An 11,808-nucleotide genomic window follows, 5' to 3' on the forward strand; every position below is an offset into this window, starting at 1 on the left:
GCCTAAAAGGTGTAATTACTGAACCAAAGCAATGAACGGGTTAGCGAAAGTGAAGAACAGAGCGATACCAACGCCGATCATGGTTACGGCGTCAAGCAGACCGGCCACGATGAACATTTTAACCTGCAGCATGGGCACCATTTCAGGTTGACGCGCAGCGCCTTCCAAGAATTTGCCGCCCAGCAAGCCGAAACCAATTGCAGTACCTAACGCGCCCATGCCGATCAAAAGAGCTACAGCAATCGCGGTCATACCAACTACAGTTTCCATTGTCTCTCCTAAATTTATCAGTTAGTTAGTGGATAGAAAGTTTTTAGTTTTGATGGAAATTTCTACTTCTTAATGATCTTCATGCGCCATGCTCAGATACACGATGGTCAACATCATGAATATGAACGCCTGCAGCACAATAACCAAAATGTGGAAAATCGCCCAGGGCACTGATAGCACCCATTGCACCCACAACGGCATCAACGCTATCAGGATGAAGAGCAGCTCGCCTGCGTAAAGGTTACCGAATAGACGCAGAGCAAGAGAAATAGGTTTGGCGATCAAGCCTACGCCTTCCAGGAGCAGGTTGAATGGCAGCATCCACTTACCGAATGGCTGCAGGGTCAGTTCGCCTAGGAAACCGCCCACGCCTTTGACTTTAATACTGTAATAAATGATCAGGAAGAAAACGGACAACGACATTCCCAGAGTCACATTGACGTCAGTGGTGGGAACGACTTTAAAGTAAGCATGTTCATTGCCGGTTACGACTTGGAACAGTCTTGGCAGGAAGTCCACGGGAACCAAGTCCATCAGGTTCATCAGGAAGATCCAGCAGAAAATAGTCAGCGCTAAAGGAGCGATGACAGCATTTTTGCCGTGGAAGGTTTCCTTGACGCTCTTGTCGACGAAGTCGACCATAATTTCAACAAAGTTCTGCAGTCCGCTTGGTACGCCACTGGTCGCTTTCACCGCTGCTTTGCGGAATAACCAGACAAACAAGGCGCCCAAGGCGATTGACCAACCCAGACTGTCAACATGGACGGCCCAGAATCCCATTTCTTTGGCTTCCTGCGCAGTGTGCGCAAAACTCCAGCCATGCTCTGGGTGGTTACCAAAGGTCAGGTTTTGAAGATGGTGCTGAATGTACTCCGACGCTGTAGGATTTTCGCCTGCCATGTTTCACTCTTAATCGATTGTTGCAATTGTTATTTACGCTGCCGCCTTCCGACAATCAGCGGCGCGAACCAATGCACTGACTGCACACCTAGAAAAGCCAGAAATAAACTTGCCGGCTCCAAAGGCTGGATAAACTTAAAAGCCAGGCCAAAAAAAATGGCCGTTAATCCTAGCTTAACCGCCTCTGCCTTATAAATAGATTGTACGATTTGCCTGGCTGCTTGAGCCCCTTGATAGAGAAAGGCGCGGTGGGCGAAATACATGTTTGGAACAGCGCAAATCAGTCCCCCGACCAAAGCCGAGTACGCATGCACGCTGCTCCATCTCCACGCGATTAAAGATATGAGGACCGTGGCTATTAATTGTAATCCCACAATCCTAAAGACTGGCGGCCGCTTAATAAGCGAGCGAGCTGCACTATTCAAATCACGTTTCTGCCTAGTTCTTGTTACCCCCGCCCCTTGCACTACAGAGACCCGTAGCTTTAGGCGCAGGTGATTATATTGTGTCGATGTAACGCATTCAACCGCCATGAAAACAAAACTGTATAATTTCCATACACATGGGAGCGTTAACAAATTTTAAGCAAATCAATATTTGGTACTAAATATGCTGTATTGAAAATCCAGACACCAAATGTTGTGTTTGAGCTAACTTTGTACACTGCATGGATGGCATGCAGTTTTAGTGATCCAGGCCTAAAAAAGAAGTAAAACCGGGAGCAAGAACGCCAATCTGTTCTTCATGCGAACAAATTGGCGAAAAGACAGAAAGAGACCTTATTTAATATGAGCGAGAATACCGTCCAACTCGTCCAGAGAACTGTATTTGATAACTAGCTTACCCTTGCCTTTACTGTTGTAATCGATAGTGACTGGCGACCCCAGCCTTTCCGCCAGACTTTCCTGCAACTTGCGGACATCCGCATCCAGGGCTTTCTTGATTTTTTCCGTCGGATTTTCTTTTTCCTGCAACAGCTTTCTCACCAAAGCTTCTGTTTGTCTGACCGACAAGCCCTTCTCGACAATGGCGTTCGCCGCAGCCAACTGTGTTGGCTCATCCAAAGGCAACAAAGCTCTGGCATGCCCCATTTCCATATCGCCACGCTCCAACATAGTTTTCACGTCAGCATGGAGAGCAAGGAGGCGTAGTAAGTTGGCTATAGCCGGGCGAGATTTTCCAACCGCTTCCGCCACCTGGGACTGGTTCAAACCAAATTCGTCCTGCAAGCGCTGTAGCGCCATGGCCTCTTCTATAGGGTTAAGGTTTTCCCTTTGAATATTCTCAATCAACGCCATTGCTATGGCGGCTTCATCGGGAACATCGCGAATGATAACGGGAATTTTATCTTTACCAGCAATCTGAGTCGCACGCCAACGGCGCTCACCAGCGATAATTTCATAGCGGTTTGGAGCAATCTCCCGCACCACGATAGGCTGCATGACGCCTTGTTGACGAATAGACTGCGCCAGTTCCTCGAGCGACTCGGGGTCCATGTCCCGACGAGGTTGATATTGCCCACGCTGGATCAGTTCGACTGGAAGCTCTTTTAAAACGCCATCCTGTTTGACGTTTTCTTCTTCCTCATTGGTGCGTGTGCGCGACCCGGCCAACAATGCGTTCAGTCCGCGATCGCCTAGACCTCGTTTTTTCATTATTCAGGTAGTTCCCCAAAATCGCCCATTCAGGCTGGGACGGCTTCTTTCGCCGCCTTCCTGTCTTTGCGAATAATTTCTCCCGCCAATGCCAGATAAGCAATGGCGCCTCTTGAGCTTTTATCGTATTTCAGCGCCGGCACGCCATAGGAAGGCGCTTCCGCCAACCTTACGTTGCGCGGAATAATTGAGCGATACACTTTATCGCCAAAGTAATCCGTAATTTGCCGCGATACGTCCAATGTCAGGCTGTTGCGGGGATCGTACATGGTGCGCAACAGACCTTCTATTTCCAGACTCGGATTAACCGTTTCGCGGATTTGTTCGATAGTGTTCATCAACGCCGCCAGTCCCTCAAGCGCGTAATACTCACACTGCATGGGAATCAAGACGCCATTGGCCGCCACCAATGCATTCACCGTTAATAAGTTCAATGCCGGAGGACAGTCAAGCAGCACATAATCATAGTTCGCCGCCACTTCCTTAATAGCGTTGCGCAGACGGTACTCCCGACCGATCTCGTTCATCAGCTCGACTTCCGCCGCCGTGACATCTCCATTGGCGGGCATTACATCGTACCCCGCCGCTTCAGACGTCTTCACTACCTGGGCGGCGTCCGCCTTTTTAGTGAGCACATCGTAAACGGTGTGTTCAATCGTATTTTTATCGATACCGCTTCCCATCGTCGCATTGCCCTGTGGATCAATATCCACCAGCAATACTTTGCGCCGGGTAGCGGCTAGAGAGGCTGCCAGATTGACGCAGGTCGTGGTTTTGCCGACACCGCCTTTTTGGTTGGTTACAGCCAATATTCGCGCCATTTATGAGCCTCCGGTATTTCCACTACGCGCAATAATAAGCAAATGACGTTCCCCATCACAACCGGGAACCTCCAGCTTATGCCATTCCACAACTTCAAAGTCCGCCGGCATGGCTTCAATCTCGTCATGGGGATAAAGGCCTTTCAACGCATAAATGCGCGTTTCGGGAAGAATTAGATCGCGACATCCGGCAATCATATCGCCAATCGTCGCGAAAGCTCTGGATATTATTCCGTCAAACTTGGCGTCGGGCGTAAACGCTTCGATACGGGTGTGTTCAACCCGAAGATTCGTCAGCCCCATATCCATCCGGCACTGATCCATGAATCGGGTTTTTTTGCCGTTGCTATCCAACAATGTCCAGTGGGAGTCCGGCTGCGCAATGGAAAGGGGGATTCCCGGTAAACCTGCGCCAGCGCCAACATCCAGAAACTGAGCGCCTTTTAAATAAGGAAGCGCGGCTAGCGAATCAAGTATATGACGGCTCACATGCAATGCAGGATCGCGCACGGCAGTGAGGTTATACGCCTTGTTCCATTTATGCAGCAGTTCCAGATAACGCAGAATTTGAATTTGCTGCGCCTCCGCCAAACTCACTCCCATCGCCTTTAAGCCAGACGTCAGCTGCTCCGTTTGATTCAAAACCAACGCCATACTCAAGCACTCTTCCGCTGAATGGAGCCGCGCTTCTTCAGATGAACCAGCAACAAAGAAACCGCCGCCGGAGTGACGCCTGGAATCCGGGAAGCCTGAGCCAAAGTTTCTGGTTTCAATTCTGTCAGCTTTTGCTTGATCTCATTGGACAAGCCCTGAATTCCGCTGTAGTCGAGATCCGCAGGTAACGCCATATTTTCATTGCGCCGCAAGCGCTCAATTTCTTCCTGCTGACGATCAATATATCCAGCGTATTTAACCTGTATCTCCAACTGTTCCGCCACTTCAGACGGCGTCGTCGCTACTTCAGCATCCAGCAGAGACAGCTTTTCCCAGGTCATTTCAGGACGCTTCAGCAGATCATGCAATGAGTACTCTCGCGTCAGTTCCGTCTCCAACAGCTCCGCCGCTTTCCGGGCTTTTTCCGTCGCCGGCTGAATCCAGATAGACTTCAAACGTTGCTGCTCGCAAGCGATAGCTTCCCGTTTCTCACAGAAAACACGCCAGCGTTCGTCATCTATCATGCCAAGCTCGCGACCTTTTTCGGTCAATCGCAAATCCGCATTGTCTTCTCGCAGAAGCAGCCTGTACTCAGCACGACTGGTGAACATACGGTATGGCTCTCGCGTGCCCATTGTGATCAGGTCGTCCACTAATACACCGATATAAGCTTCGTCCCGGCGTGGACTCCACGCTTCTTTATCTTGCGAGCGCAGGGCGGCGTTCATACCCGCCAACAGACCTTGCGCCGCCGCTTCTTCATAGCCGGTTGTGCCGTTTATTTGGCCAGCGAAAAACAGGTTGCCGACAAACTTAGTCTCCAGGGAGTGCTTCAAATCCTGGGGGTTAAAGAAATCGTACTCAATGGCGTAGCCAGGTCTGGTGATATGCGCATTTTCCATGCCCTGGATCGAATGCACCAATTCCAGCTGCACATCAAAAGGCAGGCTGGTGGAAATACCATTGGGGTACAGCTCGTGAGTACTCAGCCCCTCAGGTTCAATAAATATCTGATGTGAATCCTTGTCAGAAAAACGATTCACCTTGTCTTCAATTGAAGGACAATAACGAGGTCCAACCCCTTCGATCACTCCCGTGTACATAGGCGATCGATCCATCCCTCCACGAATGATCTCGTGAGTGAATTCATTAGTGCGAGTGATAAAACAGTTCACCTGACGTGGATGCAGATCCGCCGAGCCCATAAATGACATGACTGGAATTGGCGTATCTCCAGGCTGCGCCTCCATCACCGAAAAATCCACAGAACGCGCATCAATTCGAGGCGGCGTTCCTGTTTTCAAGCGTCCAACACGAAAAGGCATTTCCCGCAGCCGTTTCGCTAACGCGATGGAAGGGGGATCCCCCGCACGACCGCCGGAATGGTTTTCCAATCCAATATGAATAACGCCGCCAAGGAAAGTTCCGGTCGTTAGTACGACTGTTTTACTATGAAAACGCAGACCCATTTGGGTAACGACGCCGGCGACGCAGTCGCCCTGCATGATCAGATCGTCAGCAGCCTGCTGAAATATAGTGAGGTTAGGCTGATTTTCTAAAATTTCACGGATCGCTGCTTTATACAGCGCCCTGTCCGCCTGAGCGCGGGTTGCGCGCACCGCCGGGCCTTTTCTGGAGTTAAGCACCCGGAACTGAATCCCCGCCTGATCCGTCGCCAAGGCCATGGCGCCACCAAGCGCATCCACTTCTTTCACCAAGTGACTTTTACCGATGCCTCCAATTGCGGGGTTACAGGACATCTGTCCAAGGGTTTCTATGTTATGAGTCAACAGCAGAGTCTGGCGCCCCATACGCGCCGCCGCTAATGCAGCCTCGGTTCCGGCATGCCCACCGCCTATCACTATGACGTCAAAACTTTTTGGAAAGTCCATAGACTTTTACACCCTCATCGGTAACGGACCTGAAACGAACCGCGTATTTTACTATGTGGGCAGGGCAAAAATAAGAGCGCCATATGAAAAATGTTTAAAAAACGCTCAAAACGTGCTGACTTGGGCGCCTTATGACTTGGCTTTGTCACACAGATTAAAAAATAGCCTAGCCTTTTCAGAGAGTTAGCAAAAATATTTTAGACAAGTTATTAATAAAGTTATCCACAAGCAAAACCATTGCCCGACTAAAATTATCAACTAACAACCCATTGTTTTATAAAGACAAAAAAAATCAGCTTCGAATGGGTTGACATATAGCCCATAAAGTTATCCACAGTGCGTCGAAGTTATTGACAGTGGATAACTCTGCTCAAATTAAGGGAAAAAATAATACGCTGGAGGCCATTCTGAGGGTGAAGTATTAATGCAATTTTCTGTGGTTTTAAGAAAAGAGTATGTCTGATCACAATGTGATTTACGCAGGCACGTTGATTTATGGAGCAGTAAATTCCCCGCGATAAAAGGCTTCCCAGATTTCATCAAGCCGTCCGCTCTGCTTCAGCTCACTCAGGCCAGCATTGAAAATTTCCATAAAGCGGGAACTGGCGTTGGATTTACGGGAAAAAATCATATGGTACGGCCAGCTCTCCACCGGGTCTGTATGGCCTATTTTCTCTCTTTCTTGAGCAGTGAATTGTGACTGCAGATTGAACAACCCTACCGCTTTATTCTCATCTAAAGCGTCAAAACGCCCTGCGAGCAGTTTTCTGAATACGAGGATATGATCAACTCCCACATCGTAACTGACCATTCCTTCCTTTTCTGCTTCCTCCAGTGGTTTGGCCTTGGCGCTACCAAGAGGGAGGCCAATAGTGAGACCTTGAATATCCTCTTTTAATCCGGTCCAGACAACGGGGTTATTTTTGCGATAAAAGAGAACAATTTCTCCCGTATAGACTGCATCGGAAAAATAACAATCCGTCTCTCGTTCGAGCGTCTTTCCCCAAATTGCCGAGGCATGCCATTCCCCTCTTTGCACCAACGTGTAGGAACGCTTCCAAGGGAAAAAACCATAAACCACCTTCACTCCCGCTTTTTGATAGATCTCCGAAATAATATGCGGAACAACACCGTAGTCAGGATAAGACTCGCTCATGAAAGGGGCCCACTCGCCGATAGCGACCGTTATTTCTTCCTGCGCCGCAGCGTCAACTGCCCGGCAGAGCAAAAAAACAACAATAACACAGCGTATCAGCCCATCTTTAAGCACTCAGACACCTTCCTATCTGCATTAATTCACTCGCTTCGTTCAGTGAAGGGGAAAGAAACGCGTGAACTTGAATAGTCAGTTTAGTAGATGGAAACGTGGAGCGTTGTAGCAGGTCAGTGGCTAATAGAATTAGAAAATACGTTGACGATAATGACGCCAGTTATGATAAAGCCTAAACCGATCATCGCTGGAAGATCCAGAGTCTGTCGAAACAGGAAATAGCCAATGATCGAAATCAGTACAATGCCAAGACCGCTCCAAATTGCATACGCCAGGCCGACAGGGATTGTTTTGAGACTATAAGACAGAAAGTAAAAGGCGCCCAAATAGCACAGCGCCATAAGTATTGTTGGCGTTAATTTACTAAACTGTTCTGACTTTTGCAGAAAAGTGGTGCCAATCACCTCCAAAAAAATAGCGGCGGCCAAGGCTGCGTAGGTCGTCCAAATTGGCTTCATAGAATCTACTTCCCGTAACAAAGAGCCAAGTACATAGTATTAATCAGGCAGTCAAATAGCTTCCTTCTATTTGTCTGCAACGACAGGGCCTGCACAGGTCAGGCCCTGTCTCCCGAGGCTAGCCGCCGCGCAGGCGCATCTATGCGCCTAGTTATTAACATGCCAATATCATTGCCATATTAATATTTAAAACATGAGCGAGCATGGGGAGGTCTATTTTGCGCTATCAACATCCGTCTACCATAGCCCTCCTTCCGAAGTAATCCAGGCAGTTAATTGGATGTCTTCTTGCTCGCTAAACTTTTTTGATATCATCTCAATTCTTGCCGTCACACTATGGTCTTTAACCAGGTAGCCAGGCCTGTATGGGTGTATTGCAATAATTTCTGTATTTCCCAACAGCAATTCCTCTGAAATCTGTAAAGCCAATTGCTTTGCTCTACCTTCCGAGGACGAACAAACTACCCAGTAAGCAGTGTAGATGTCAGACCCATCTACCTTTACGTAAAAATCGTTGGGGCTAGTGTGCGTCGACTCAACCACCCACAGACTAGAATCATTCATTATTTCTATCGCAAGAGGAAGTTAAGCTATTTGACCGACCAGCTATTAAACTGCTCATGAACAGTTATTGAGCGAACCAATAGATATAGCCCAGCTAGGGTCTCCCTGTGAAATAGCTCAAGAAAAGGATGGCTGAGCCTTTTTAGAATAGGCTTACTTGCCAATACAAAACGACGAGAAGATACGCCCCAGTAAATCATCGGAAGTAAAGGCTCCCGTAATTTCCGATAGCGCATTCTGCGCAACCCGCAAATCCTCCGCTACTAGTTCCCCAGCGTTTGCACTCAGAAGCTGGCTTCTGGCGAGTTGAATATGTTTTTCTGCATTGGTAAGAGCTTCCAAATGACGTCTTCTCGCCATATATCCCCCTTCTGCATGACTTTCAAAACCTACGCAGGCTTTCAAGTGTTCGCGCAGCTGGTCAATACCCTGTCCTGCTTTTGCCGACAAGCGGATGACAGGGTGTGGCAGCGATAGATCGATGCCTTGTTGCTCTTCGCTCAAATCGATTTTATTGCGAACTACAGTGATATGGTCGTGGTGTTCTATACGCGCATAGAATTCTGGCCAAATCCGCTCGGGAGACACTTCCTTAGTCTGCATTGCATCCACCAGAAACAGAATACGATCAGCCTGATCAATTTCTTTCCAAGCGCGTTCGATGCCGATTTTCTCTACAACATCGTCGCTCTCCCGCAATCCTGCCGTATCTACGATGTGCAGAGGCATGCCATCAATGTGGATATGTTCTCTAAGTACGTCCCGAGTAGTGCCTTCGATTTCTGTCACGATGGCGCTTTCTCTTCCCGCCAGCGCATTCAGCAAACTGGACTTACCAGCATTGGGACGACCAGCAATCACTACTGTCATTCCTTCACGCATCAAAGCGCCTTGCTTGGCGCTGGCGAAGACCAATTGCGTCTGACTGAGGAGAGTGTCCAAGTCGTTTAACACCTTGCCGTCAGAGAGAAAATCTATTTCTTCCTCGGGAAAATCAATCGCGGCTTCAACATAAATACGTAGTTGAATAAGACTCTCGATAAGCTTATCAATTTCTTTGGAAAATTGTCCTTGCAGAGACCTCATTGCGCTATGCGCAGCTTGTTCTGACGTTGCCTCAATCAAATCAGCAATAGCTTCCGCCTGCACCAGATCAAGCTTATCGTTCATGAATGCTCTTTCAGAGAATTCTCCAGGACGCGCCAGTCTGGCGCCAGCTGCCACCAAACGCTTTACCAGAAGATCAAGAACGACAGGGCCGCCGTGGCCTTGAAATTCAATGACATCCTCTCCAGTAAAACTATTGGGAGCTGTAAAAAGTAGGGCAATGCCGCTGTCGAGAATGTCGCCTTCTTCAGTAAAAAAAGGACTGTAATGCGCATGTCTGGGCTTGGGGTCATAACCAAGAACCAGACTTGCCAGCGCTTTTGCTTTAGGGCCAGAAACTCTGACAACGCCAACGCCGCCTTTCCCGGGAGGAGTGGCGATTGCGACTATCGTGTCATTCTCAGCGTACATGAAAATTCTCGCTTCACCATAAAAAAGCCCGTTGTTAAAACGGGCTTTTGTTTAAAAGTAGCTCAGGCTACCACTGACTGACAAACCTATCCAGAAGGCTATTTTTTCGCAGCCAGCGCCTCGTTTTCGATCTTCTTGGTGATATACCACTGCTGGGCGATGGAGAGAATATTATTGACCAGCCAGTACAGTACCAGACCTGCAGGGAACCAGAGGAAAAAGACCGTAAAGATAATCGGCATCATCTTCATCACACGCGCCTGAATAGGATCTGGAGGCGTTGGGTTCAAAGAGGTCTGCAGGAACATCGCAGCGCCCATCAGTAGAGGCAATACGAAATAAGGGTCTTTAATCGACAGATCCTGAATCCAGAAGAAGAACGGCGCCTGACGTAACTGAACGCTTTCCAATAATACCCAATACAGCGATATAAATACGGGCATCTGTACAATCATGGGCAAGCATCCGCCCAAAGGATTTATTTTTTCCTTCTTGTACAGTTCCATCATAGCCTGAGACATACGCTGGCGATCATCGCCATGCTGTTCCCGAATTCTCTGCATTTCGGGAGTCACTCTGCGCATGTTCGCCATGGAACGATAGCTGGTGGCGGACAAATGGAAGAACAAAGCTTTAATCAGTACGGTCAACAGGATAATGGAAATACCCCAGTTACCGACGAAATCGTGAATAAACTCCAGCACCAGATACAGAGGCTTGGCGATTAACCATAACCAGCCAAAATCGACAGTCAAATCCAGATTTGGAGCCACTTCTTTAAGTGTTTCCATGATCTTAGGTCCAGCATAAAGCTTGGCGGCGACGGTGTGTGTTTGACCGGGTTCGACTGTAAATGCAGGATCAACGAACCCCATCAGGTATAAGCCGTTATTCACTCGAGTCTGATAGGTGTGGGTATCGCTGGTTAGAGGCACCCATGCGCTAACAAAGTAATGCTGGATAAACGCAATCCATCCATTGGGAGAGTCTACTTTGGCGCCATCGGCGCCGTTCTCATCCATATCCTTGAAGTTAACCTTTTCATAAGGCTTTTCTGCTGTTGATATAACAGCGCCTAAGTATGAAGAGGCTCCGAATCCGCCAGAAGAAGATGGGTCGGGCGACTTGTCACGTCGTAGTTTGGCTGAGAAGTTGGCTTTCCAAGGTGAATCCGACTGATTATTAATCTGGAAAGCAACATTAATCGAGTAGCTGGACTTTTCAAACTCGTAATGTTTGACCACAGTGACGCCATTACGCTCTGTTTTAAGGTTGATACCTAGTTTGTTTTGTCCATCCGCTAGTAAATAAGTGTCTTTTTCCGATGTGTAAATTGGGTTACCGCCATTTCTTGAATCATCAAACCCATTCGGACCAACCAGGCTGCTTTCAGCAACATAGTACACCCCATTGTTTTTCTGCATTAGATCCAACGGCGTCGGATTTTTTAATGAAATAGGGTATTCAAGCAGTGATGTTTCAACGATATTCCCGCCGTTCAGGTCAATTTTGACACGAAGAACGTCAGTGGTGACGGTTATTATCTTACCCATTGAGGAAACAGAAGCCGCCCCAGTGTCGATGGTAGTTGCAGCAGGCGTTGAAGCCGATTCTGGCGTATCCAGTTCGCCTGAACTTGTATTGCTTGCAACGCTTGAATCTGGGTTGCCGCTATCTATTGAAACAGAAGCGGTTTGTGAGACAGGTTGCTGCTGGGGGATCATCTCCTCATTCCATTCCAATACCAATAGGTAGGAAACAACCAATAAACCGACTATGAGAGAGGTTCTTAAAAAGTCCATAAAC

At 48.2% G+C, this 11,808-nt stretch carries 11 protein-coding genes; all 11 read right to left on the reverse strand.

The features are described 5' to 3' along the window. Positions 1-15: 15 nt before the first annotated feature. A complete protein-coding gene (gene atpE, locus EUZ85_RS02480) occupies positions 16-270 on the reverse strand; it encodes a F0F1 ATP synthase subunit C (protein ID WP_011400738.1) in 255 nt (84 codons plus the stop codon). 69 nt (positions 271-339) lie between these two features. After that, positions 340-1,170: a F0F1 ATP synthase subunit A gene (gene atpB / locus EUZ85_RS02485; RefSeq protein ID WP_127974369.1), complete on the reverse strand. Its 831-nt coding sequence runs from the start codon at positions 1,168-1,170 to the stop codon at positions 340-342. Between the two features lie 29 nt (positions 1,171-1,199). After that, a complete protein-coding gene (locus tag EUZ85_RS02490; protein WP_241566934.1) occupies positions 1,200-1,703 on the reverse strand; it encodes a F0F1 ATP synthase subunit I in 504 nt (167 codons plus the stop codon). Positions 1,704-1,949: 246 nt separating this feature from the next. Beyond that, positions 1,950-2,825: a ParB/RepB/Spo0J family partition protein gene (locus tag EUZ85_RS02495; protein WP_127974371.1), complete on the reverse strand. Its 876-nt coding sequence runs from the start codon at positions 2,823-2,825 to the stop codon at positions 1,950-1,952. A 29-nt stretch (positions 2,826-2,854) separates the two neighbouring features. Continuing rightward, complete coding sequence (locus tag EUZ85_RS02500; protein WP_127974372.1) at positions 2,855-3,646, reverse strand: ParA family protein; 792 nt, start codon at positions 3,644-3,646, stop codon at positions 2,855-2,857. Then, entirely contained in the window at positions 3,647-4,300 is a 654-nt protein-coding gene (rsmG, locus tag EUZ85_RS02505) for a 16S rRNA (guanine(527)-N(7))-methyltransferase RsmG (protein WP_127974373.1), read from the reverse strand. It abuts the gene before it with no gap. Positions 4,301-4,302: 2 nt separating this feature from the next. Further along, positions 4,303-6,192 carry a tRNA uridine-5-carboxymethylaminomethyl(34) synthesis enzyme MnmG gene (gene mnmG, locus EUZ85_RS02510; RefSeq protein ID WP_127974374.1) on the reverse strand — a complete coding sequence of 630 codons (1,890 nt, stop codon included), beginning with the start codon at positions 6,190-6,192 and terminating at the stop codon, positions 4,303-4,305. A gap of 493 nt (positions 6,193-6,685) precedes the next feature. Beyond that, positions 6,686-7,462, reverse strand: a complete 777-nt coding sequence (locus tag EUZ85_RS02515) for an ABC transporter substrate-binding protein (protein ID WP_241566935.1) — start codon at positions 7,460-7,462, stop codon at positions 6,686-6,688. Positions 7,463-7,575: 113 nt separating this feature from the next. Beyond that, a complete protein-coding gene (locus EUZ85_RS02520) occupies positions 7,576-7,920 on the reverse strand; it encodes a multidrug efflux SMR transporter (RefSeq protein ID WP_127974375.1) in 345 nt (114 codons plus the stop codon). Between the two features lie 717 nt (positions 7,921-8,637). After that, entirely contained in the window at positions 8,638-10,002 is a 1,365-nt protein-coding gene (mnmE, locus tag EUZ85_RS02525) for a tRNA uridine-5-carboxymethylaminomethyl(34) synthesis GTPase MnmE (protein WP_127974376.1), read from the reverse strand. A 98-nt stretch (positions 10,003-10,100) separates the two neighbouring features. Further along, positions 10,101-11,804 carry a membrane protein insertase YidC gene (gene yidC / locus EUZ85_RS02530; RefSeq protein WP_127974377.1) on the reverse strand — a complete coding sequence of 568 codons (1,704 nt, stop codon included), beginning with the start codon at positions 11,802-11,804 and terminating at the stop codon, positions 10,101-10,103. Positions 11,805-11,808 lie beyond the last annotated feature (4 nt).

This window comes from Hahella sp. KA22 (assembly GCF_004135205.1).
Lineage (GTDB): Bacteria > Pseudomonadota > Gammaproteobacteria > Pseudomonadales > Oleiphilaceae > Hahella.